At 61.8% G+C, this 23,670-nt stretch carries 23 protein-coding genes; 5 read left to right on the plus strand and 18 right to left on the minus strand.

Annotation, left to right across the window (positions count from 1 at the left end):
• Positions 1-57: 57 nt before the first annotated feature.
• Positions 58-369 carry a cupin domain-containing protein gene (locus ND528_RS03910; protein ID WP_263469740.1) on the minus strand — a complete coding sequence of 104 codons (312 nt, stop codon included), beginning with the start codon at positions 367-369 and terminating at the stop codon, positions 58-60.
• A gap of 49 nt (positions 370-418) precedes the next feature.
• Entirely contained in the window at positions 419-1,618 is a 1,200-nt protein-coding gene (locus tag ND528_RS03915; protein ID WP_408005025.1) for an MFS transporter, read from the minus strand.
• A 91-nt stretch (positions 1,619-1,709) separates the two neighbouring features.
• On the opposite strand from ND528_RS03915, the gene ND528_RS03920 reads away from it, so the two are divergent.
• Positions 1,710-2,252, plus strand: a complete 543-nt coding sequence (locus tag ND528_RS03920; RefSeq protein WP_130909587.1) for a TetR/AcrR family transcriptional regulator — start codon at positions 1,710-1,712, stop codon at positions 2,250-2,252.
• 223 nt (positions 2,253-2,475) lie between these two features.
• A complete protein-coding gene (locus ND528_RS03925; RefSeq protein ID WP_263469741.1) occupies positions 2,476-5,952 on the plus strand; it encodes a hybrid sensor histidine kinase/response regulator in 3,477 nt (1,158 codons plus the stop codon).
• Positions 5,953-6,731: 779 nt separating this feature from the next.
• On the opposite strand, the gene rmuC is transcribed toward ND528_RS03925, so the two are convergent.
• Both rmuC and ND528_RS03935 read right to left on the minus strand, forming a co-directional pair.
• Entirely contained in the window at positions 6,732-8,096 is a 1,365-nt protein-coding gene (gene rmuC / locus ND528_RS03930; RefSeq protein WP_263469809.1) for a DNA recombination protein RmuC, read from the minus strand.
• A gap of 175 nt (positions 8,097-8,271) precedes the next feature.
• Positions 8,272-8,595, minus strand: a complete 324-nt coding sequence (locus tag ND528_RS03935; RefSeq protein WP_024012181.1) for an SEL1-like repeat protein — start codon at positions 8,593-8,595, stop codon at positions 8,272-8,274.
• A gap of 912 nt (positions 8,596-9,507) precedes the next feature.
• Between ND528_RS03935 and ND528_RS03940 the strand changes: the two genes are divergently transcribed.
• From ND528_RS03940 to ND528_RS03950, 3 genes are all read left to right on the plus strand, one after another.
• Entirely contained in the window at positions 9,508-9,732 is a 225-nt protein-coding gene (locus ND528_RS03940; protein WP_016773719.1) for a hypothetical protein, read from the plus strand.
• A gap of 271 nt (positions 9,733-10,003) precedes the next feature.
• The gene (locus ND528_RS03945) at positions 10,004-10,486 is read left to right on the plus strand and encodes a hypothetical protein (protein WP_263469742.1); all 483 of its coding nucleotides are present in this window, start codon (positions 10,004-10,006) and stop codon (positions 10,484-10,486) included.
• A gap of 146 nt (positions 10,487-10,632) precedes the next feature.
• Positions 10,633-11,904: an OmpP1/FadL family transporter gene (locus ND528_RS03950; protein ID WP_056783953.1), complete on the plus strand. Its 1,272-nt coding sequence runs from the start codon at positions 10,633-10,635 to the stop codon at positions 11,902-11,904.
• Positions 11,905-12,107: 203 nt separating this feature from the next.
• Here ND528_RS03950 and ND528_RS03955 read toward each other — a convergent pair whose 3' ends face one another.
• The 14 genes from ND528_RS03955 to cobO form a co-directional block, all read right to left on the minus strand.
• Positions 12,108-12,668: a glutathione peroxidase gene (locus ND528_RS03955; protein ID WP_071171497.1), complete on the minus strand. Its 561-nt coding sequence runs from the start codon at positions 12,666-12,668 to the stop codon at positions 12,108-12,110.
• A 54-nt stretch (positions 12,669-12,722) separates the two neighbouring features.
• Positions 12,723-12,845: a hypothetical protein gene (locus ND528_RS03960; RefSeq protein ID WP_016773715.1), complete on the minus strand. Its 123-nt coding sequence runs from the start codon at positions 12,843-12,845 to the stop codon at positions 12,723-12,725.
• The gene (locus ND528_RS03965) at positions 12,842-14,050 is read right to left on the minus strand and encodes an MFS transporter (RefSeq protein WP_130912546.1); all 1,209 of its coding nucleotides are present in this window, start codon (positions 14,048-14,050) and stop codon (positions 12,842-12,844) included. Before ND528_RS03965 ends, ND528_RS03960 begins: the two co-directional genes overlap by 4 nt.
• 52 nt (positions 14,051-14,102) lie before the next feature.
• Complete coding sequence (locus tag ND528_RS03970; RefSeq protein ID WP_016773714.1) at positions 14,103-14,507, minus strand: MarR family winged helix-turn-helix transcriptional regulator; 405 nt, start codon at positions 14,505-14,507, stop codon at positions 14,103-14,105.
• A 175-nt stretch (positions 14,508-14,682) separates the two neighbouring features.
• A complete protein-coding gene (locus tag ND528_RS03975; RefSeq protein ID WP_263469743.1) occupies positions 14,683-15,405 on the minus strand; it encodes an adenosylcobinamide-GDP ribazoletransferase in 723 nt (240 codons plus the stop codon).
• 1 nt (position 15,406) lies between these two features.
• Positions 15,407-15,982 carry an alpha-ribazole phosphatase family protein gene (cobC, locus tag ND528_RS03980; protein ID WP_263469744.1) on the minus strand — a complete coding sequence of 192 codons (576 nt, stop codon included), beginning with the start codon at positions 15,980-15,982 and terminating at the stop codon, positions 15,407-15,409.
• Positions 15,979-17,034, minus strand: a complete 1,056-nt coding sequence (cobT, locus tag ND528_RS03985; protein ID WP_263469745.1) for a nicotinate-nucleotide--dimethylbenzimidazole phosphoribosyltransferase — start codon at positions 17,032-17,034, stop codon at positions 15,979-15,981. Before cobT ends, cobC begins: the two co-directional genes overlap by 4 nt.
• The gene (cobU, locus tag ND528_RS03990) at positions 17,031-17,552 is read right to left on the minus strand and encodes a bifunctional adenosylcobinamide kinase/adenosylcobinamide-phosphate guanylyltransferase (RefSeq protein ID WP_263469746.1); all 522 of its coding nucleotides are present in this window, start codon (positions 17,550-17,552) and stop codon (positions 17,031-17,033) included. Before cobU ends, cobT begins: the two co-directional genes overlap by 4 nt.
• A 121-nt stretch (positions 17,553-17,673) precedes the next feature.
• A complete protein-coding gene (locus ND528_RS03995; RefSeq protein ID WP_263469747.1) occupies positions 17,674-19,125 on the minus strand; it encodes a cobyric acid synthase in 1,452 nt (483 codons plus the stop codon).
• Positions 19,122-20,114, minus strand: coding sequence for a threonine-phosphate decarboxylase CobD (cobD, locus tag ND528_RS04000; RefSeq protein WP_263469748.1), 993 nt, complete (start codon positions 20,112-20,114; stop codon positions 19,122-19,124). The genes ND528_RS03995 and cobD overlap by 4 nt, the downstream gene beginning before the upstream one ends.
• Entirely contained in the window at positions 20,107-21,015 is a 909-nt protein-coding gene (gene cbiB, locus ND528_RS04005; protein ID WP_122505966.1) for an adenosylcobinamide-phosphate synthase CbiB, read from the minus strand. Before cbiB ends, cobD begins: the two co-directional genes overlap by 8 nt.
• Positions 21,012-21,662, minus strand: a complete 651-nt coding sequence (gene bluB / locus ND528_RS04010; protein WP_130912555.1) for a 5,6-dimethylbenzimidazole synthase — start codon at positions 21,660-21,662, stop codon at positions 21,012-21,014. The genes cbiB and bluB overlap by 4 nt, the downstream gene beginning before the upstream one ends.
• On the minus strand, positions 21,659-23,041 hold the full coding sequence (locus ND528_RS04015; RefSeq protein ID WP_130912556.1) for a cobyrinate a,c-diamide synthase: 1,383 nt from the start codon (positions 23,039-23,041) through the stop codon (positions 21,659-21,661). Before ND528_RS04015 ends, bluB begins: the two co-directional genes overlap by 4 nt.
• Positions 23,038-23,649 (minus strand): cob(I)yrinic acid a,c-diamide adenosyltransferase, encoded by a 612-nt coding sequence (gene cobO / locus ND528_RS04020; RefSeq protein WP_016773703.1) that lies wholly within the window; start codon positions 23,647-23,649, stop codon positions 23,038-23,040. The genes ND528_RS04015 and cobO overlap by 4 nt, the downstream gene beginning before the upstream one ends.
• Between the last annotated feature and the right edge of the window lie 21 nt (positions 23,650-23,670).

A 23,670-nucleotide genomic window follows, 5' to 3' on the forward strand; every position in this document is an offset into this window, starting at 1 on the left:
CGAATATCGATATAACGGGTAATATCTCTAACTGTTATCTGTTTCCCCGATAAACAGCTAAACGCTACCCTCCGATTCGATTACCAGAATCCGCGCCTCGCCTTGCGGATGGGCAACATGCTCAGTGCCCACCGAGGCGTAGAAAATGTCGCCTGCGTCCAACACAACCTGCCGCTCTTCGCCGCCTTCGCGGTAGTGCATCTGCACCCGACCATCGAGCACCACGAACACTTCTTCTCCGTCGTTGACGTGCCATTTGTATGGCTGATCGGTCCAGTGCAGGCGCGTGGTGATGCCGTTCATGTTGGCGATGTCCAGCGCACCCCAGGCGCGTTCGGCGGTAAACGATTTGCTGCGGATAATCTTCATGAGTCGATCCGTGAGAGAAGTTTGCCAAGGCTAACCGAAACAGCGGCGCTCAAGGAGCGCGGCAGACTTTGCCCGCCTGTGCACGCAGACTGAGCAGCAGCGCAGCCACGGCCAGCACGATCAGCACAACGCCGTAGCCATCAGTGGTCGCCAGCAGCCCGAAACTGCGCGCCAGTTGCCCGGCCAGCAGCGCCGGCAAACAGAACGCCAGATAACTGAGCACGTAATACGCCGACATCAGCCCGGCTCGCTCGTGGGGCAAGGCCAGCGGCACCAGACTGCGCACCGCACCGAGGAATCCCGAGCCGAAGCCGCATCCGGCGACCAGTGTGCCGAAAAAAAACAGCGACAGACTGGCGCCATGCACGCCGAGCAGAATCAGCATCAGCCCGATCGGCAGCAGACTCGCGCCCAGCCGCAGCGCCTGAGCGGCCGGACGATCGCGCATCGTGAAAATCATCAACGCGCCGGTTACGGTGAGCGCCGCGACCGTCGCGCCGCCGATCAGATTGGAGGTAGAGCCAGTGGCCGTGCGCACCAACGACGGTGCCAACGAGGCGTAAAAACCACCGAGCGCCCAGGTTGCGGTGTTCAGTGGCAGCACTCGCCACAACGTTGAACGCGCTTGCACCGGCACGTGCAGGGTCGGCCGCAACGACGCCAGCGCCCCGCCTTGCCGCGAGACACTTTCCGGCAAGCGCCAGACATACACGCCTTGCAACACAAACAGTGCCAACAGTAACCAGTAAGTCAGCTGTAACGGCGCCGGCGCGAATTCCGCCAGCAAGCCACAACCCAAACCGCCCAGAGCCATACCCAGTAACGGCGCGACGCTGTTAACCAGCGGCCCCTGCTGCCGGTCGGTGTCGAGCAGCGTTGCGCTCAAAACGGCAGTGGCCATGCCAGTGGCGAATCCTTGCAACACCCGCGCGCCAATCAACCATGCGACGCTGTCGGCATAAATGAACAGCAACATTGCCAGCGCATTGAGCGCCACGGCGGTGAAGATCACCGGTTTGCGTCCGAGGTGGTCGGAAAGCGAACCGACCGTCAGTAACGCGGCCAACAGACTCAGCGCATAAACCGCGAAAATCAGCGTCAGCATCGCCGCCGAGAAGTGCAACTGATCCTGATACAAGTGATACAACGGCGTCGGAGCGGTGGAAGCGGCGAGAAAACTGAGTAAGGTGATCGCCAGAAACCACAAGCTGGACCGGTGGGAAGCGACATTATTCAAGGGGCTGGTCATGGGCACACTCCGCAAAAGCTAATTTTTTGCTTTTGCGGAGTGTGCTACCGCCCAGCGCTTAAAGCAAATTCTTTGTGTTAAGGTCTGCCGCATGGCTATTAAAGAAGGTTTACGCCCCGGTGGCCGCAGTGCCCGGGTGCAGGAGTCGATTCATTCGGCGGTCAATGCGCTGCTGCAAGAGCAGGAACGTTCCACCGTGACCGTCCCGCAGATTGCCGCCCGCGCGGGGGTAACGCCGTCGACGATTTATCGACGCTGGGGTGATCTGGCGGCGTTGCTGGCGGACGTCGCCCTCGCCCGCATGCGCCCGGACAGCGAGCCGGCGAACACTGGCAGCCTGCGCGGCGATATCCGCGCCTGGGCCGAGCAATATCTCGACGAGATGAGTTCAGAGGTCGGGCGCAACATGATGCGCGACGTGCAAGCGAGCGCGACGCCGGGCTATTGCGTAGCGATCATTGGTGCGCAGTTGCAGACCATTGTCGATCGCTATCCGAATGAAAAGACACCGAGTGTTGATCGCTTGATCAATCTGGTGGTGGCGCCGGTGGTGTTCCGGATTCTGTTTTCGGCCACGGCGCTGGAGGTTGATGAGCTCCATCGCCTGATCGATATTGCGCTGCGCCTGGACTGACGCCTTCGCGAGCAGGCTCGCTCCCACAAGGGAATGCATTCCAGAACGTGGGAGCGAGCCTGCTCGCGAAGAGGCCCGCCCGGTCACCACAAAAACCACCCGGTACCCCGCCTGCGACACCCCGCCACGCCACGACCTTGGTCGACACTGACTAACCGCCGCGCGCGTGCGAGACTGTCCGCCCGGGCAGGAGTGCCGGGGAGTCTTTTGTCGGGAGTGCTGCATGTCGTTGTCCACCGGGCTGATCGCCGTCGTTGCCCTGGCCTACATGGCCATCATGTTCGCAATCGCCTTCTACGGCGACCGTCGCAGCACGCCGTTGCCGCCACGGGTGCGCGCCTGGGTGTACAGCCTGTCACTGGCGGTTTACTGCACCAGTTGGACATTCTTTGGCGCGGTCGGTCAGGCGGCGGAACAACTGTGGTCATTCCTGCCGATCTACCTCGGGCCGATCCTGCTGCTGGTGGGCGCGCCGTGGGTCCTGCAGAAAATGGTGATGATCAGCAAACAGGAGAACATCACCTCCATCGCCGACTTCATCGCCGCGCGCTACGGCAAGTCACAATCGCTGGCGGTGGTTGTGGCGCTGATCTGTCTGGTCGGCGTGCTGCCCTATATTGCCCTGCAACTCAAAGGCATTGTCCTTGGCGTGAACCTGCTGATCGGCGCCGGCGCCGGCGCCGATGCCATGGGCACCCGCGCTCAAGACACGGCGCTGATCGTGTCGCTGGTGCTGGCGTTGTTCACCATCGTTTTCGGTACGCGCAACCTCGACGCCACCGAACACCACCGTGGCATGGTGCTGGCGATCGCGTTCGAATCGCTGGTCAAGCTGTTCGCCTTTCTCGCCGTCGGCGCCTTCGTCACGTACGGCCTGTATGACGGTTTCGACGACCTGTTCAATCAGGCAATGCTCGCCCCGCGCCTTGAGGCGTACTGGAAGGAAACCATCAACTGGCCATCGATGGTGGTGCAGACCGGCGTGGCGATGATGGCGATCATTTGCCTGCCCCGGCAATTTCACGTGACCGTGGTGGAGAACATCGACCCGCAGGATCTGCGCCTGGCGAAATGGGTGTTCCCCGCCTATCTGGCATTGGCCGCACTGTTTGTAGTCCCTATCGCCCTTGCCGGTCAGATGATGCTGCCCAGCCACGTGTTGCCCGACTCGTTCGTGATCAGCCTGCCGCTGGCTCAGGCCCACCCGGCGCTGGCGATGCTGGCGTTTATCGGTGGCGCATCGGCAGCGACCGGCATGGTGATTGTCGCCAGCGTCGCCCTATCGACCATGGTCTCCAACGACATGCTGTTGCCGTGGCTGTTGCGCCGCAACAACGCCGAGCGCCCGTTCGAAGTGTTCCGCCAGTGGATGCTCTCGGTGCGCCGCGTGAGCATCGTGGTGATTCTGCTGCTGGCCTACGTCAGTTATCGCTTGCTTGGCTCGACCGCAAGCCTGGCGACCATCGGCCAGATCGCCTTCGCCGCGGTGACGCAACTGGCGCCGGCCATGCTCGGCGCGCTGTACTGGAAACAGGCCAACCGCCGGGGCGTGTTCGCCGGCCTCGCCACCGGCACGTTCCTCTGGTTCTACACACTGGTGCTGCCGATTGCCGCGCACAGTCTCGGCTGGTCACTGGCGAGCTTCCCCGGCTTGGCGTGGCTGCACAGCAATCCACTGAACCTGCCGATCACCCCGCTGACTCAAGGCGTGGTGCTGTCGCTGGCGGGTAACTTCACCCTCTTCGCCTGGGTCTCGGTGCTGTCGCGCACGCGGGTTTCCGAGCACTGGCAGGCCGGGCGTTTCATCGGCCAGGAAATCAGTGCGCGCCCGAATGCCCGTTCGATGCTGGCGGTGCAGATCGACGATTTGCTGCAACTGGCGGCGCGTTTCGTCGGCGAAGAACGCGCGCGGCAGAGCTTCATTCGCTTCGCCTACCGCCAGGGCAAGGGCTTCAACCCCAACCAGAACGCCGACAGCGAATGGATCGCCCACACCGAACGCTTGCTCGCCGGTGTCCTTGGCGCCTCTTCGACGCGTGCTGTAGTAAAAGCCGCCATCGAAGGTCGGGAAATGCAGTTGGAGGACGTAGTCCGAATCGCTGACGAAGCCTCGGAAGTGCTGCAGTTCAACCGCGCCCTGCTGCAAGGCGCGATCGAGAACATCACCCAGGGCATCAGCGTGGTCGACCAGTCGCTGAAACTGGTGGCGTGGAACCGTCGTTATCTGGAGCTGTTCAACTACCCCGACGGCCTGATCAGCGTCGGCCGGCCGATTGCCGACATCATTCGCTACAACGCCGAACGCGGCTTGTGCGGCCCCGGCGAAGCGGAAGTGCACGTCGCGCGACGCTTGCACTGGATGCGTCAGGGCCGCGCGCACACTTCCGAACGGCTGTTCCCCAATGGCCGGGTGATCGAGCTGATCGGCAACCCGATGCCCGGCGGCGGATTTGTCATGAGCTTCACCGACATTACCGCGTTCCGCGAAGCCGAACAGGCGCTGACCGAGGCGAACGAAGGGCTCGAGCAACGGGTCAGCGAGCGCACCCAGGAACTGTCGCAACTCAACGTCGCGCTCACCGAAGCCAAGGGCAATGCCGAGGCGGCCAACCAGTCGAAAACCCGCTTCCTCGCCGCCGTCAGCCACGACTTGATGCAACCGCTGAACGCCGCGCGACTGTTCTCCGCCGCCCTCTCCCACCAAAACGAAGGCTTGAGCCCGGAGGCGCAGCAGCTGGTGCAACACCTCGACAGCTCGCTGCGTTCGGCGGAAGACCTGATCAGCGATCTGCTGGACATCTCGCGCCTGGAAAACGGCAAGATCAACCCGGATCGCAAAGCCTTCGCCGTCAACGAACTGTTCGACACCCTCGGCGCAGAATTCAAGGCGTTGGCTCAAGAGCAAAAGCTCACGTTCCGGGTGCGTGGCAGTCAATTGCGCATCGACAGCGACATCAAACTGCTGCGGCGGATTCTGCAAAACTTCCTCACCAACGCGTTCCGATACGCCAAAGGCCCGGTGCTGCTGGGCGTGCGTCGGCGCGGTGGCGAGCTGTGTCTGGAAGTCTGGGATCGCGGCCCGGGTATTCCGGAAGACAAGCAGCAAGTGATTTTCGAAGAATTCAAACGCCTCGACAGCCACCAGACCCGCGCCGAAAAAGGCCTGGGCCTGGGCCTGGCGATCGCCGATGGCTTGTGCCGCGTGCTCGGGCACACCCTGCGCGTTCGCTCCTGGCCGGGGCGCGGCAGTGTGTTCAGCGTGACGGTGCCCATCGCCCGCACACAAACGCCTCCAGTTAGCGCCACGGTGGAACTGAACGGAAAACTGCTCAGCGGCGCGCAGGTACTGTGCATCGATAACGAAGACAGCATCCTGATCGGCATGAACAGCCTGCTGAGCCGCTGGGGCTGCCAAGTGTGGACGGCGCGCAATCGCGAAGAATGCGCAGCGATATTGAAAGAAGGTGTGCGGCCACAACTGGCGCTGGTCGACTATCACCTCGACCACGGCGACACCGGCACAGAGCTGATGGCCTGGTTGCGCACGCGCCTGGGTGAACCCGTGCCCGGCGTGGTCATCAGCGCGGATGGACGCCCGGAGACCGTGGCGCAAGTGCATGCGGCGGGCCTGGATTACCTGGCCAAACCGGTGAAGCCGGCAGCGTTGCGGGCACTGTTGAGTCGATATTTGCCGTTGTAGAAGGTGATCTAGCAGACGTCTTCGCGAGCAGGCTCGCTCCCACGGAAAAGCAAAAGCAAGATCAAAAGATCGCAGCCTTCGGCAGCTCCTACAGGTGAATCGCGTGAATTCGATGGAAATGGGTTGACCAGCAGGTCGCCTTGGCGAGCAGGCTCACTCGGAAAAGCAAAAGCAAGATCAAAAGATCGCAGCCTTCGGCAGCTCCTACAGGTGAATCGTGTGAATTCGATGGAAATGGGTTGACCAGCAGGTCGCCTTGGCGAGCAGGCTCGCTCGGAAAGGCAAAAGCAAGATCAAAAGATCGCAGCCTTCGGCAGCTCCTACAGTTGGGTTGCGTGAATTCGATAGGAATTGGTTGACCTTGAGATCGCTATCGCGAGCAGGCTCGCTCCCACAGAAAAGCAAAGCAGCGAAGCTGCCCGCGGCGAAGCCGCACCATTCAACAATGAGCGCAAGCTCGAGTGCTTTTGATCTTGATCCACCGGCGACGTCGGAAGGCTGAGCGCAGGGATTGATCCGGGCGTGGGAGCGCAGCGACCGTCTGGCGCAGCCAGACACAGCGGAAGGAGGTGCAGCGAAGCAAACCGGAGCCGCTGCGCCCGGATCAGTCCCGGAGCGAAGGAACCCGAGCTTGCGAGGGCCGAACGTCGGAGCAAGCGTTTTTTTGCTTACTTTTTTTAGGCGTTTGTAAAAAAAGTGAGTCGCCGTAAGGGCGAAACCGCCAGCCGCCACGACCGCAGCAACGGATATGCCCCCAAAATCAGCCCAAAAAACGACGCCTACTCAGGCAACTCAACCAACCCATCAACATCAGTCATCGCCCGCTCGAGCAAATCCGCCGGCAAACTCTTGCTCGCCCGTGCACCGAGCAACTTCAACTGCTCACTGCGGCTGACCAGATTACCGCGCCCCTCTGTCAGTTTGTTACGCGCTGAGCTGTAAGCCTTGTCCAGTTGCAGCAGACGATTGCCCACTTCGTCCAGATCCTGAATAAACAACACGAACTTGTCGTACAGCCAGCCCGCGCGCTCGGCAATTTCCCGGGCGTTCTGGCTCTGCCGTTCCTGCTTCCACAGACTGTCGATCACCCGCAACGTGGCCAGCAGCGTAGTCGGGCTGACGATCACGATATTGCGGTCGAAAGCGTCCTGAAACAGCGACGGCTCAGCCTGCAATGCCGCAGAAAACGCCGCCTCGATCGGCACGAACAGCAAAACGAAATCGAGGCTGTGCAAGCCTTCCAGACGCTTGTAATCCTTGCCGGCCAAGCCTTTGACATGGTTGCGCAGCGACAACACGTGCTGCTTGATCGCGATCTGTCCCAACGTGTCGTCATCAGCCGCAACATATTGTTGATAGGCCGTGAGACTGACTTTCGAGTCGACCACCACCTGCTTGTCGCCGGGCAGGTAAATGATCACATCAGGCTGGAAGCGCTCACCGTCCGGGCCTTTGAGATTGACCTGAGTCTGATACTCGCGGCCCTTCTCCAGACCCGCGTGCTCAAGAACGCGCTCGAGGATCAATTCGCCCCAATTGCCCTGGGTTTTCTGGCCCTTGAGCGCGCGAGTCAGATTGGTGGCTTCGTCGCTCAGACGCAGGTTCAACGCCTGCAAACGCTCCAGCTCCTTGGCCAGCGAGAAGCGCTCGCGGGCTTCGGCCTGATAGCTTTCTTCAACGCGTTTTTCAAAGGACTGGATGCGCTCTTTCAACGGATCAAGCAACTGCCCGAGCCGCTGCTGGCTGGTTTCGGCAAAGCGCTGCTCACGCTCATCGAAGATCTTGCCGGCCAGCTCGGCGAATTGCGCGCGCAGCTCATCACGCGAGCCTTGCAGATCGCTGAGGCGTTGTTGATGGCTTTCCTGCTGCTCGCGCAACTCGGCGCTCAGCGAGGCAGCATGGGCGTCGAGGCGACGCAGTTCAGCGTCCTTGTTTGCGCGCTCGAGATTCCAGGCGTGGGAAGCATCGCGAGCGTCATCGCGCTCGATCTGCAGCAATTCGACTTCACGACGAAGTGCTGCGAGGTCTGCCTGTTTGGCGGCATTGGCCTGGCCGAGATCGGCGATTTCATCGCGGCTCGCTTCAAGCTGCGCGGTGAGGCCGTCCTGAGCCAGTTGCGCCATGGCCAGGCGCTCCTCGAGCAAGGCCAGATCGGCCTGGGCGTTGCTGGCCCGGCGTTGCAGTTGCCAGGCGAGTGCCAGCAGCGGCAATCCTGCCGCCGCGAGACCGAGCAAGATGCTGGTCAAGTCCATAGCCATAGCGACTCCTGCCAATCGGATAAAGCCTGAAGGTTAACCAAGGTGTCTGGGCTTGGACAGCTCAGTCTTCGATCAGACCGAGTTCCTGCTGCGCGCGACGGTCGCCGGCGCGGGCGGCCTGACGCAGCAGCTCCTGGCCGATACGCCGGTCACGGGCATTGCCGCACTCCCGGCAAATCAATTGGCCGAGACGGCTTTGCGCAGCGACTACACCTTCACGGGCCGGTTGCTTGAGTAGGCGGCCGGCGAGGTGCTTGGCGCTGGGGCTGTCGCTCAGGCGCGGTGCATCGAGCAGCCATTCAGCCACGCGTACGGAAAAACGCTTGGGAGCGGTAACAGAGGTCGGATTGGAGGTAACAGAGTCTGATACTGAGCGAAACTTCATAAAGCACTGCGGGACAGATCGGAAGGCGCGCCACTTTACTCTCTTTTTCTTACAGGTAAAGTCGAAAAAAACCCGGCACGCCCGTGCTAGAGCAAGCGCTAGGGACAATCCACAGAAGCTGTGGATAAGTCAGTGGACAACCGCTCTACGATCCCCGCAAAGCCTTATGGAATGGGGCTCGCAGTCAAACTGACGATTTTTTCACCAACAAAAAAAGACGATATTTTTCATTGACTTAAACTTTTGATACAGGCAGCGACTGGAGTCAGGATCGATGTGACAGTTGCGTTACGCTCTGCGCAACTAATGTGCACAAGTACCTGCGACACGGTTATATGCATGCGCTTTTTCGGGTCATTTTGCGCAACTGCGAACGATCCAAAGGCTCCGCGAAAAGCCTGCACGCCGACGGACGGTGCGACACGACCTTTCCCTGTGATCCCTTTTTTTGGTCATGGGGTTTGCTTCGCCGGAACGGATCCGTTACTATCCGCGGCGTTAGTACCAAGCTGAAAGTCAATTCCGGTCGAATATCTCCCCACGGTCAACTTCCAACAGGAAGCCACTGCCGAAAAAAGCGGGAACGACCCCTCGATGGTTTCCAGGTAAATCTTGCGACGACGCTGCCTTTGAACGAAAACAAAGGGCGTAGCGAAGAACACTTACTCTGACCGAACCAACCTGCAAATTGATCAGGATCTTCACCCCGGGCCCAGAACCTTTGCCCTCGCTGTGATGCCTGTCCTCCTAAGTACCTACCTGCCAGCCCAAGCGCGCTCATTTATCAGCGCTTCAAACTGGCTGCTTTGTTCCAGTCGGGTTCTTCGTTCGATCAATGGTGATCAACGTTACTGGAACGTTTTAACGTTGCACGGTTCTTATCCGTGTCATTTGTAGGAACACCTAATAACTATGTCTACTCAAATCCAGACTCAGGATGCCATTCGCACCCTAACCAACGCTTTTGCTCCAATGAACTGCCTGATCATGGCCGCTCGCAAAGGCTGCTTCAGCTTCACCGTGGTCAATGAACACGGGATCGCTCGTCACAGCGAGCGCTTGTACCCCGATCAATACTCCAGCGCCGAGCCGCTGCAGGCCGTGATCGAGCGTACCCGTCAGGCACTGGTTGCCTGAAAGCCGAACAGGCTGCAAAAGCAAAGCCCTGCTGAAAAGCGGGGCTTTTTATTGCCTGATATTTCACTGTTAACGCTGCGCTTCTAAGCATATTCCGATCTAACGTTTGGAATGCGATGGCAGAAATATTTTAAAAACAGACCTTTACACGCTGAATATGACACTACACTTCAACTCAAGCGGCGTGACCCGCTTGCGGCGAGCCTGATTCGATCCACTGCTGCCAAAGCCCCTTCAGGACTCGCCCTCAATAACAAGAACCGAGGGTGTTATGGGTATCGCTGCCAGCGAACTGTGCCGCTATGTGATCCGTCCCACACTGATTTATCTGGGACGCCACGGCGCAACCGCCGAATCCCTGCTGCTGGGCATCGCTGCCAGCCAGTCCGCCCTCGGCTCTGCCCTGCATGACCGCCGTGGCCACGGCCTCTATCGGATCGCCGAGCACCGCCACCAGGCGCTCTGGGATGATTACCTGGCGCTTGATCCGGAGCGCGCCAGCCTGGTGCGCGGCCTCGCCAGCCAGCACGCATTCCTCAGCGGCCCGCATCTGGAACTGACCGTCAACCTGCGTTACGCCACGGCCATCGCCTGGCTGCTGGTGGAAGAACAAAACCCCACCCTCCCCGCTCCGACCGACCTGCTCGGCATGGCGCGTATCTGGCGCCAGACCTTTCAACCGCAAGGCCGTTTGCGCGACTTCACCTATGCGTGGCAAACCTGTGTTTCACCGCTGAATCAGGTCGCTTGCTGACCGGGCGGTTTCACAAGTTCTCCCATCAGGTCGCCATTTTGGTCGGATTGTCCTACAAAACCGCTCTAACTCAAGGCATACAGGCTATAGCGCTGGGACGAAAATGTTGGTAATTTTCGCCCCGGTGATCACCAGGAGTTCTAATAATGAAAAAAGTCATGCTCAAAACCACCCTTAGCCTCGCCGTTACCCTTGCCTCTACACAAATCTTCGCGGCAGGTTTTGCCCTCAACGAACAAAGCATCAGTGGGATGGGGACTGGTTTTGCCGGGCGATCTTCTTCTGCCGACGACGCAAGCACTGTTTATGGCAACCCGGCAGGCATGGCGCGCATCAAGCGCGAACAAGTCACCGGCGGCGTCGCCCTGGTCGACGCGCATACCGATATCAGCGATACCAGCTCCAGCCCTAATGGCGGCAGCAACAAGGGCGACATGGTGCCCCTCACCGCCGTACCGATGGGCTTCTATGTAAAACCGATCGATGATCACTGGGCATTCGGTCTCGGTGTATATGTGCCATTCGGCCTGATCACGGATTATGAAAACGGCTTCGCCGGTCGTTACTTCGGCAGCAAGTCCGAAGTGCAAGTCATCACCTTCCAGCCAACCGTCAGCTATGCCTTCAACGACAAGGTGTCGATCGGTTTCGGCCCGACCATCAACCGCATCGACGGCTCGCTGGAATCCAACCTGTCGATCACCCAGGCACTGCCGGACGGCAAGGTCAAGATCAAGGGTGACGACACCGCGCTGGGTTACAACGTCGGCTTGCTGGTCCAGGCCACCGACACCACCCGTGTCGGCCTGACCTACCACTCCAAGGTCGACTACAAGCTTGAAGGCGACACCAAGGTCAACTACAACGCTCTGGCGCTGGTGGGCGTTGGCGCCAACCAGAAGTACGACGCTTCGTTGAAGATCACCACGCCGGAATCCGTGGACCTGTCGGTCACCCAGGCGATCAACGATCGCTGGAACGTCTACGCCGGCACCACCTGGACCCGCTGGAGCCAGCTGGACAAGATCACCGTGAAGAACTCCGGCGTGCAGCCTCTACTGGCCGGTCAGTTCGGTTCGATCAACGAAGACCAGAACTGGCATGACTCCTGGGCCTATGCCGTGGGTACCTCGTACCAGTTGAACAAGGAATGGGTCCTGCGTACCGGTCTGACCTTCGACCAATCGCCAACCAATAACGAAGACCGCTCGCCACGTATCCCGACTGGCGACCGCACCATCTTCAGTATCGGTGCCGGCTGGAGCCCGACCGACGACCTGACCATCGACGTCGCGTACTCGTACCTGAAAGAAGAGTCGGTCAACATCCGCAACGAAAACGCTCGTGGCCAGACCTACGATGCCAAGTATGAAAACTCGGCAAACGGCTTCGGTGTCGGCGCGACTTACCGCTTCTGATGCACCGTGGCGAGGCTAACCCCTCTCCCACGAAAAAGCCCCGCTCTCTTTACAGAGGCGGGGCTTTTTCACGCCTGAAAATTTGTACAAACCGTAGGAGCTGACGAGTGCAACGAGGCTGCGATCTTTTGATCTTGAATTCGAGGATCAAAAGATCGCAGCCTCGTTGCACTCGTCAGCTCCTACAGGATCATCACAAGGCATCAGGGCTTCAGCGGTTTGGAGGCAATCGCCTTCTCGATCGCGGCGATAAACTCGGGGTCATCCGGTTTGGTCAAACTGGAAAAGCTCGCCACCACCTTGCCCTGCCGGTCGACCACGTACTTGTAGAAATTCCACTTCGGCGCATTGCTCTGCGCGGCCAATACCTGGAACAGGTGCGTGGCGTCATCGCCGCGAACCTTCTGCGGCTCGGTCATGTTGAACGTCACGCCATAATTGGCGTAGCAGACCTTGGCGGTTTCCGCGCTGTCCTTGGACTCCTGCTTGAAGTCATTCGACGGCACACCAAGCATCTCCAACCCTTGCGCCTTGTAGCGCTTGTTGAGCGCCTCGAGGCCTTCGAACTGCGGGGCGAAACCGCAGAAGCTGGCGGTATTGACCACCACCAGCGGCTTGTCGGCGTACTGCTTGCACAGATCGATGGATTCCTTGGCGCGCAGCTTGGGCAGCGAGCCTTGCAGCAGCTCAGGACAATCGGCGGCCTGGGCCAGGCCAGTCAACGCCATCAGCAACGCGGGAACAGCACACCAGCGCATCAACATGTCGAACTTCCTTGGGCAGTCATCAGGCTTCGACGTTACTCGCCGCGCTGCCATCTAGCAAATGCTCATGCCCAACTGCATCAGCGCCAGACCGCCGCGTTGCCAGCCCCACCACACCAGCGCCAACAGCGCAGCAGCCAGTGCGGCAACAACGACCCGCGCGCAGATCCGGCTCATGCTGCGCTCGCCGCAGCTTGCAGGCGCGCCACCGGACGCTCGCGCACCGGCCAGTTCAGCGCCGCTGCCAGCAGGCTCAAGAGAACCGCCACTTGCCAGATCAAGTCATAACTCCCGGTTCGGTCGTACACCACCCCGCCCAGCCAGCCGCCAAGGAACGAGCCGAGCTGATGGAACAGAAAGACAATGCCACCGAGCATGGACAAATTGCGCACGCCGAACAAGGTCGCCACCGTACCGTTGGTCAACGGTACCGTCGATAGCCACAGGAAGCCCATGGCCATTCCGAACAGATACGCCGTGGTGGTGGTCACCGGCAACCACAGGAACAGCACGATCACCACTGCGCGCAACAGATACAGCGCAGTCAACAGACGCGGTTTCGACATGCGGCCACCGAGCCAGCCGGCGGTGTAAGTGCCGAAGATATTGAACAGTCCGATCAACGCCAGCACCGTAGTGCCGACGGTCGCCGGCAGATGCTGATCGACCAGATACGCTGGCAAGTGCACGCCAATGAACACCACCTGAAAACCGCAGACAAAAAAGCCGAACGCCAGCAGCCAGAAACCGGAGTGCGAGCAGGCCTCACGCAGCGCTTCGGAAAGAGTCTGTTCATGGCCAAGCACCGGCAGTGGCTTGTCCTTGAGCATGCTCACCAGCGGCACGATCATCGCCACCAACAGGCCCAGCACCAGCAGTGCAGCGGACCAGCCCAGCCAGCCAATCAAACCGAGCGTGCCCGGCAACATGGCGAACTGGCCGAACGAACCGGCGGCGCTGGCGATACCCATGCCCATGCTGCGTTTCTCTGGCGGCACAGCGCGACCCACAACACCAAGAATGACCGAAAACGAAGTGCCCGAAAGACCGATACCGATCAGCAGACCGGCACTGAGTGACAGAGTCACTGCCGAATCAGACAGGCCCATGCACACCAGGCCCGCCGCGTAGAGGATCCCACCGACCAGCACCACTTTCGCCGCGCCGAAGCGATCCGCCAGCGCGCCGGTGAACGGTTGCGCCAGGCCCCAGATCAGGTTTTGCAGAGCGATGGCGAAGGCAAACACTTCGCGACCCCAGCCGAACTGCGCGCTCATTGGCGACAGGAACAGACCGAACCCGTGGCGCACGCCCAATGACAACGCCAGGATCAGCGCACTCCCCAGCAACACCCAACCGCACGTACGCCACATCGATGTCATTGTTATTCTCCAGTCGCGGGTATATACCCGCTTGAGCGCGAAAAAACCGGCGTCAGGCCAGTTCGTCGAGCAGTTTGAGCAAGGTTTCGCGCTTCTCGGCACCGAGCCGGTCGATCAGCCGCTGTTGCGCCGCTTCCCACGCCGGCAATGCCGCTGCCAGCCGCTGCACGCCGGTTTCGGTGAGGCGCACGATACGGTTGCGCATGTCCTCGCCTTCGGCCAGCGCCACCAGACCTTCGCCCTCGAGCACGCGCAAGTTGCGCCCCAAGGTGCTGCGATCCAGCCCCATGGCCTCTGCCAGTTCGGAAATGCTCGGTTGCTCCAGTCGCTGCAGATTGCACAGCAGAGAATACTGGGCAACGTTGATCCCGAAGCCGTCGAGAGCGCCGTCGTAATGCCTGCTGACGCCACGCGCGGCGCGACGCAGGTTGGTGCACAAACACTGAGAAGGAAGCATGATGCGTGTATATACCCGCGAGTGTGTTAAATCAAGTTACAGATGAGTTTACTCTGAACATCATTGTTGCCGGTGAGGCCGCCTTCGCGAGCAGGCTCGCTCTCACAGGGGATTGCATTTCGAAGGTGGGAGCGAGCCTGCTCGCGAAGGGGCCGGCATCATCTCCGCAAATCCTTCAGACCAAAGCGAGCCCCACCAACACCCCCATCTCCAGCAATTCCAGCAACGCCCCCGCCGTATCCCCGGTAGTCCCACCCAACCGCCGCATCATCAAACGCCGCAGCCAGACAAACCCGACCAGCGAAATCAGCACCACGCCGAAACCGGCGATAAACACGCAGCCCAAGGTACTCAACCCCAGCACCCACCACCCCGCTTTGCGCGGCAGATGATCGGCCAGCGCCTGACCCAAGCCACCCGCACGCACATACGGCGTAGTCAGAAACAACCCCAACAGCGCCGCTCGCCCGAGCACCGGGACGATGATCAGCGCCAGGGTATGCCCTTGTTCGATCAACGTCAGCAGCGCGGCAAATTTGAGCAACAGGACCAGCACCAGCGTGACCACCGCAATCGGCCCGCTGCGCGGATCTTTCATGATCGTCAGCGTGCGCTCGCGATCACCAAAACCGCCGAGCCAGGCATCGGCGCTGTCGGCCAGGCCATCGAGATGCAGCGCGCCGCTGAGCAATACCCACACGGTCAGCAACAGCGCCGCATGCAGCAACAACGGCGCGCCGGCCAACAACAGATTCAACGCGAAGAGGATCAGCCCGAACAGCAATCCCACCAGCGGATAAAACAGCAGCGAACGGCCGAGCTGTTGCGGCTCGGGCATGCCCGGCAGGCGAATCGGCAGGCTGCTGAGAAACTGCAAGGCGATCCACAGCGGCAACATCTCAGTGACCTTCCTTGAGCGCGCCATCAGCCTCGACCGTCAGCGCAAACAGCGCGCCGTGGCCGACCTCGACATTGAGCAACTGTTCGCGCGGCAGCCCTCGCGCCTGCGCCAGCAACAAGCGCATCACACCGCCGTGGCTGACCAGCAAAATCCGTTCGCTGGCGTAAGCCGCGTGCAATCGCGCGACCGCCGCCAACACCCGCGCGGAAAACCTGCTGACCGGCTCACCTTGCGGGGGCGTGAAGCCATAGGGATCGGCCCAGAACAGCCCCAGCGCTTCGGCGTCCGTTTCCATCAACGCCGCCGCGCTTTGCCCTTCCCACGCGCCGAAATGCAGTTCCTGCAGATCCTTGTCCAGATGCACGGACAGGTTCAATTGCTCGCCGAGTTCAGCGGCGAAGCGCGCGCAACGCTGCAGTGGCGAACTGACAATGCGATCCCACGGCCCGCCTTCGACCACCGCAGCACGCATCTGCGTCCAGCCGTTTGCGGTCAGTGCATCGTCGAGGCTGCCGCGCAAACCGCCGCCGAGTTCCGTTTCGCCGTGGCGCAGCAGATCCAGACGCAGACTCATGCCGGGCGATCCGCGACAGCCGCTTCGGCGAACGTCGCCATTTGCCCGTGCAGGTCACAGGCCAGACGCAACAACGGCACCGCCAACGCTGCGCCACTGCCTTCGCCCAAGCGCAGGTCGAGTTCCAGCAACGGTTCGGCACTCAGGGTTTCCAGCACATGGCGATGGCCCGGCTCGGCACCGCGATGGCCGAACAACAGCCACTCGCGACAGGCCGGATTCAAGCGCACCGCGACCAGCGCCGCGACAGTGCAGATGAAGCCGTCGACCAGCACCGCAATGCCTTCCTGCGCGCAGGCCAGATAGGCGCCGACCAACGCGGCAATCTCGAAGCCGCCGAGATTGAACAGCGTCTGCAAGGCATCGCCACGCTGCGCGGCATGCAGCGCCAGAGCGCGTTCGATGACGTGCGCCTTGTGGCTGACGCCAGCGGCATTCAGCCCGGTGCCGGGACCAGTCAGGTGCGCCACCGGGCAATCGAGCAAGGCACAGGCCAGCGCACTGGCCGCGGTGGTATTGCCGATGCCCATCTCGCCGCCGATGAACAACTGGGTGCCGGCGGCTTTCGCGCGCAAGACGCTGTCGCGACCGGCCTGCAAGGCCGATTCGCCCTGCGCCTGAGTCATCGCTGCGCCCTGAGCGAAGTTCGCCGTTCCCGCGCCGATGTTCAGATGGCGCACGCCGGGCAGATTCAGCGCCGGATTCACCGTGCCCAGATCGACCACTTCCAGCTGCGCGCCGAGCTGACGCGCCAGCACGCTGATCGCCGCGCCGCCGCTGACAAAGTTGAGCAGCATCTGCCCGGTAACTTCTTGCGGATAAGCCGATACGCCTTCGGCTACCACGCCATGGTCGCCAGCGAAAATCGCGATCCAGACTTGATCCAGCGTTGGCTTGAGCTGACCTTGCAGACCGGCCAGTTGCACGGCCACCGATTCAAGGCGCCCCAGCGAACCGGCCGGTTTGGTCAGTTGCTGCTGGCGCTCGGTCGCTTGCGCGATGATGTCCGAGTTCACGGTGTTGCACGGGTTCAGCCACCAGGTCGGGCTCATAACGCAGGTCCTTTCAAAGTCAGGGGCAGGCCGGCAACAGTCAGGACAACTCGCTGACAACGCTCGGCCAGAGCTTGATGCAGCCAACCGGCTTCATCGACATAGCGGCGGGTCAATTCGCCCAGCGGCACGACACCCATTCCGGTCTCGTTGCTGACAAAAATGATTTCACCCGGCAACGACGCCAGGCAATCGAGCAAGGCTTCACGCTCGGCGGCGAGACGTTCGGCGTCGTCGAGCATCAGCAGATTGGTCAGCCACAGGGTCAGGCAATCGACCAGCAGGCAGCGCTCGGCGCCGGCGGATTCGCGCAGCACGCGGGCCAGTTCCAGCGGCTCTTCGATCAACGCCCATTCGACCGGGCGACGTGCGCGATGATGGGCGACGCGCTGGTTCATTTCGCCGTCCAGCGGTTGGCTAGTGGCGACGTACGTCACCGCCAGATGGCTGTCGCTGGCGAGTTTTTCCGCCAGACGACTCTTGCCGGAGCGGGCGCCGCCGAGGATCAGTTGGAGCATGGGTTCATCCAAAAATGTGTGTTGAGGCAACCGGCCTTTTCGCGGGCAAGCCCGCTCCCACCGTTGATCGCATTTCCCTGTGGGGAGCGAGCCTGCTCGCGAAGAGGCCAGCCCGGACAACTCAAATCCCACAGAGCTGACGCAACAGCCCGGTATCCAGATGCTTCGCCACCAGATCCGCCAGCCGTTCGATGTCGCGTTCGCGCAAGCCGTGGTAATCGACTTCCTGAACATCACTCAACCCGGCCCAGCGCAGCAACGCCGCGCTCGCCTCGGGGGATTCGAACAAGCCATGCAGATAGGTGCCGAATACCTGACCATCGGCACTCTGCGCACCATCGCAGCGACCGTCGTCCAGATGCACCGCCGGGTTTTCCAATGCCGGCCCGGTGGTCACGCCAGCATGGATTTCATAACCGATGACTGCGGCGTTTTCCAGCGCCAGCCGCCCGCGCACGTTGCGCAGTTGCTTGTCGGCTTCGAGCTGCGTTTCGAACGCCAGCAGCCCCAGACCGGCGCTGGAGCCGGCAGCGCCCTCGAGCCCAAGCGGATCGTGCACCTGCTCGCCGAGCATCTGCAGACCGCCGCAAATCCCCAGCACCTTGCCGCCGTAGCGCAGATGCCGATTGATCGCCGCGTCCCAACCGTTGGCGCGCAGATAAGCCAGATCACTGCGCACGCTTTTCGAGCCCGGCAGGATGATCAGGTCGGCGGCGGGAATCGCCTGGCCCGGGCCGACAAATTGCAGATCCACCTGCGGATGCAGACGCAGCGGGTCGAAGTCGGTGTGATTGCTGATGCGCGGCAGCACCGGCACCACCACTTTCAACACCTGCTCGGCCTTGTCGGTCTGGCGTTGGTCGATACCGTCTTCGGCCTCGAGGTGCAGATCCATCACGTAGGGCAACACGCCGACCACCGGTTTGCCGGTGCGCTGTTCCAGCCAGTCGAGGCCCGGTTGCAGCAAGGCGATATCGCCGCGAAAGCGGTTGATGATGAAGCCTTTGACCCGCGCCTGTTCACTCGGTGAAAGCAATTCCAGGGTACCGACCAAATGCGCAAACACGCCGCCGCGATTGATGTCGGCGATCAGCAAAACCGGGCAATCCACCGCTTCGGCAAAGCCCATGTTGGCAATATCGCCGGCGCGCAGATTGATCTCCGCCGGCGAACCGGCGCCTTCGACCATTACCAGCGGATACGCAGCGCTGAGTCTCTCGTGCGAGGCGAGCACCGCTTGCATCGCGATGGCCTTGTAATCGTGATAGGCGACGGCGTTCATCGTCGTCACCGCGCGGCCATGAATGATCACTTGCGCGCCAGTGTCGCTGTTGGGTTTGAGCAGCACCGGGTTCATGTCGGTGTGCGGCTCGAGACCGGCCGCTTGCGCCTGCACTGCCTGCGCGCGGCCGATCTCGCCGCCGTCAGCGGTGACTGCGCTGTTGAGCGCCATGTTCTGCGGTTTGAACGGCACCACCGCCACGCCCTGGCGGGTGGCCCAGCGGCACAACGCCGTCACCAAAGTGCTTTTACCGGCATCGGACGTGGTGCCTTGCACCATCAGAGTGGTCATGGATTGTCCTTGGCGAAAGCTTGCAAAGCCTGTTCGAGACGCAGCGCTTGCGCGGCATCGGCCGGCAGGCCGAAACGTACACTGCTGTTGTGGCTGAACAGGCGCAGGAGGATGCCGCGCCGGGCGAGGAATTCGTGCAGCGCTTCGGCGTGCTCGGTGATCAGCCACTGAAACAGCGCGCAGCCACCCTGCGGTGCAAAACCGCAACGGGTCAGCAGCGCCGCCAACCGTTCGCTCGCTTTGTCGCTGCGAATCCGCTGACGGGTATGGCCCTCGGTGTCTTGCAGGCACGCCGTACCGAGCACTCGCGTCGGCCCGCTCACCGCCCACGGCCCGACCTGTTCGGCGAGCAGTTTGAGCAACTTGCGTTCGGCCAGAACGAAACCGAGGCGCACCCCGGCCAGACCGAAAAACTTACCGAACGAACGCAACACCACCAGCCCGACCTGATGCGCATAGGGCGCCAGGCTCAGTTGCGGCGTGTTGTCCATGAACGCTTCGTCGACCACCAGCCAGCCGCCGCGTTGCGCCAGCCGCGCATGCCAGTCGAGCAGGCGTGCCGGGGTCAGGCTGAGTCCGGTCGGATTGTTCGGATTGACCACCACCAGCACATCAAGACTGTCGAGAAAGAATTCGACTTCCTGCTCGAGCACTTCGCGGACGATGTAACCGCTGCGCCGCCAGGCTTCGGCATGCTCGGCATAGCACGGCGACAACACGCCGACTTTGCCGGCCCGGCGCAGACGCGGCAGCAACTGGATGGCCATTTGCGAGCCGGCTACCGGCAGCACCTGGGCGGTGCCGTAGTAATCGCAGGCGGCCTGTTCCAGACCGTCATCGGTTTCCGGCAAGCGCGCCCAGGCGCGTAGCGGGATCTCCGGGATCGGGAACGGCCACGGCGCGAGGCCGCTGGACAGGTCAAGCCAGTCGCCCTCGGCAATCCCGTAATCGAGTGCAGCCTTGCGCAGCCGGCCACCGTGCTCAAGCATAAAATTCCGCCCCCAGGCAAAGCATCAGCAGCCACAACCATACGCCGCGCTGGACCAATTGCCAGCCACGGTCGATGGAATCGGCATCGGCCGGCGCACCCTCGCCCAATTGCGGGCGCTCGTGCAGTTCGCCGTGATAGATCGCCGGGCCACCCAACTCGACGCCCAGCGCACCGGCACCAGCCGCCATCACCGGGCCGGCGTTGGGGCTGTCCCACTGCGGCGCCTGGGTGCGCCAGCATTTGAGCGCGAGTCGGGTTTTGCCGAGCAGCGCGTAGGTCAACGCCACCAGACGCGCAGGAATGTAGTTCAACACGTCGTCGATTTTCGCCGCCGCCCAGCCGAAACGCTCGAAGCGTTCGTTGCGATAACCCCACATCGCATCAAGGGTATTGCTCAAGCGATACAGGACCACGCCCGGAGCGCCGGCGACGACAAACCAGAACAGCGCAGCGAACACTGCATCGCTGCCGTTCTCCAGTACCGACTCGGTCGCGGCGCGGGCCACGGCGTTGCTGTCCAGTTCATTGGTCTGGCGGCTGACCAGATAACCGACGCGCTTGCGTGCTTCATCCAGATCATCGGCGCGCAACGCCGCCGCAACCGGCGCGACATGTTCGCCGAGGCTGCGCATGCCGAGGGCGCAATACAGCGCGAGAATCTCGACGATCCAGCCCACATAGGGCGCCCAGGAAAATGCTGTGGCAAGCAAGGTCAGCGGCAGTACCGCGATAACCCACGCGGTCACGCCATGGCTGCGCCAGCCACGACCGCCGGCGTTGAAGCGTTGCTCGATGCGCCCGGCAAAATTGCCGAACGCCACCAGCGGATGCCAGCGTTTCGGTTCGCCGAGCAGCGCATCCAGCGCTACTGCGGCGACACTCAGCAACGCGACACTCATTGACTCACTCCCCAATAATTTTCGTAAAGCAACTCGTTCAGCGGCCGCGCCTGCGCCCAGCCTTCGAGCACCAGCATCGGCGCCGGATAGAACTCCCTGACCGGGCCCAGACACAACACCGCCAGCGGTTTCGCACCGGCCGGCAACTTGAGCAAATCCGCCAAGGCTTGCGGTTCGAACAGCGAGACCCAGCCCATGCCCAGGCCTTCAGCGCGGGAGGCCAGCCACAGATTCTGGATCGCGCAGGACAACGAGGCCATGTCCATTTCCGGCAACGTGCGCCGACCGAAGATGTGCTTTTCGCGATCATCCATCAGCGCCGCGACCAGCACTTCTGCGCAATCGTTGATGCCTTCGACCTTGAGCTGCATGAACTCATCGCTGCGCTCGCCAAGGGCCTCGGCGGTGCGGATGCGCTCTTCTTCCACCAGATCGCGGATCTGCCCGCGCAAAGCGCGATCGCTGATACGAATGAAGCGCCAAGGCTGCATCAGGCCGACGCTCGGCGCTTGATGAGCGGCCTCGAGCAGACGACGCAGCAACTGCGGCTCGACGCTGCCACCGGTGAAGTGGCGCATGTCGCGGCGTTCGGCGATGGCCTTGTAGACCGCTGCGCGTTCGGCTTCGGAGAATGTGTTGTCGGTCATGGCCCTTTCGCGAGCAGGCTCGCTCCCACAGGGTTCAGGTCATCCATTGTGGGAGCGAGCCCGCTCGCGAAGGCGGCCTCACGATCTGGCGCAAACAATGCCGCAATCGCAGTCGGATTCGATGGGAAATAAAAGTGCACGTACGACGCCGTCATCCGTCCCTCGCGATAAACCGCCTCGGCCCCACGCCCGCCATTGGGACTCAGCCCACGGGCAATCGGCGTCAGCTCGGTGGTGGTCAGGGAATGATGATAGGTATGCCCACGCAACTCCCCTTCCGGCAGCTCAACTGCCTGCAACGCCAGCGCCGCCAGACGCTTCTGCATCACCGCATCGCCCTTGAGCAAACCGACCAGCTCAGCACGAGTACCTTCGACATCAGTCAGCGAATCCAGCAGATAAAGCATGCCGCCACATTCGGCGAGCAACGGCTTGCCCGCCGCGTGGTGCGCGCGGATTGCTGCAAGCATTGAGGCGTTTTGCGCCAGCGCGACGTGATGCAGCTCTGGATAGCCGCCCGGCAGATACAGGCTGTCCGCCTCGGGCAATTGCGTGTCGCGGATCGGCGAGAAAAATTGCAGCTCGGCGCCCATCGCCCGCAGCAGATCGAGACTGGCGCCATAGGTGAAGGCAAAGGCTTCATCGCGGGCAACAGCGATGCGCACACCTTTTAATAGAGGCTCGGCGGCAATGACGTCAGGCGCGGCGAATTCAACGGCCGGTGGCAGCGCGACTTGGCAACTGCTGGCCAGCGCATCGGCGGCCGCGTCGAGACGCAGATCCAGATCATTCAATTCGCTGGCCTGAACCAGGCCGAGGTGGCGGCTCGGCAATTCGATGCCGGTCTCGCGGGACAGCGCGCCGTACCAGCGCAGACCTTCAGTGAGGCTGCCTTCGAGCAATTGCGCATGGCGCAAGGTGCCGACGCGGTTGGCCAGCACGCCAGCGAACGGCAAGTCCGGCTGATACTTCGCCAGGCCCAGCGCCAAGGCGCCAAAAGTCTGCGCCATGGCGGTGCCATCGATCACGCCGAGCACCGGCACACCGAAGTGGCGCGCCAGATCAGCGCTGGATGGCGTGCCGTCGAACAGGCCCATTACCCCCTCGATCAGAATCAGGTCGGCTTCGGCGGCGGCTTCCCACAACAGCCGGCGACTTTCCTGCTCGCCGACCATCCACATGTCCAGTTGATACACCGGCGCACCGCTGGCGCGTTCGAGGATCATCGGGTCGAGAAAATCCGGCCCGCATTTGAACACGCGGACCTTGCGCCCCTGATTGCGATGCAAACGGGCGAGTGCGGCGGTGACGGTGGTCTTGCCCTGACCGGAGGCCGGCGCGGCGATCAATACCGCCGGGCAGTGACGTGGTTGCTTCAAAGTTCGACGCCTTTCTGCGCTTTGATCCCGGCCTGGAAGGCATGTTTGAGCATGCCCATCTCGGTGACCGTGTCGCCCATCTCGATCATTTCCGGCTTGGCGCCGCGACCGGTGACCACCACGTGCTGCATCGGCGGACGCGCCTGCAAATCGCTGAGCACCTGATCGAGATCGAGGTAGCCGTGCTTGAGGGCGATGTTCAATTCATCGAGCACCACCAGGCCGATCGAAGGGTCGCGCAACAATTCGCGGGAGACTTCCCAAGCGGCGGTCGCAGCGGCGATGTCGCGCTGACGATCCTGGGTTTCCCAGGTGAAGCCTTCGCCCATGACGTGGAAACGCACCTGCTCGGGAAAGCGACGGAAAAACAATTCTTCGCCCGTGCTGTTGCGGCCCTTGATGAACTGCACCACGCCGCACTGCATGCCGTGGCCCATGGCGCGGGCGAGCATGCCGAACGCCGAGCTGCTCTTGCCTTTGCCGTTGCCGGTCAGCACCAGCACCAGGCCACATTCGTCGGGCGAGTTGGCAATGCGTTCGTCGATCACGGCTTTCTTGCGCTGCATGCGCGCCAGATGGCGTTCGTCACGCTCGGGGGAATCAGTCATGGGGGAGCTCTCCGTTGAGGC

The sequence above is a fragment of the Pseudomonas mercuritolerans genome (assembly GCF_025706525.1).
Lineage (GTDB): Bacteria > Pseudomonadota > Gammaproteobacteria > Pseudomonadales > Pseudomonadaceae > Aquipseudomonas > Aquipseudomonas mercuritolerans.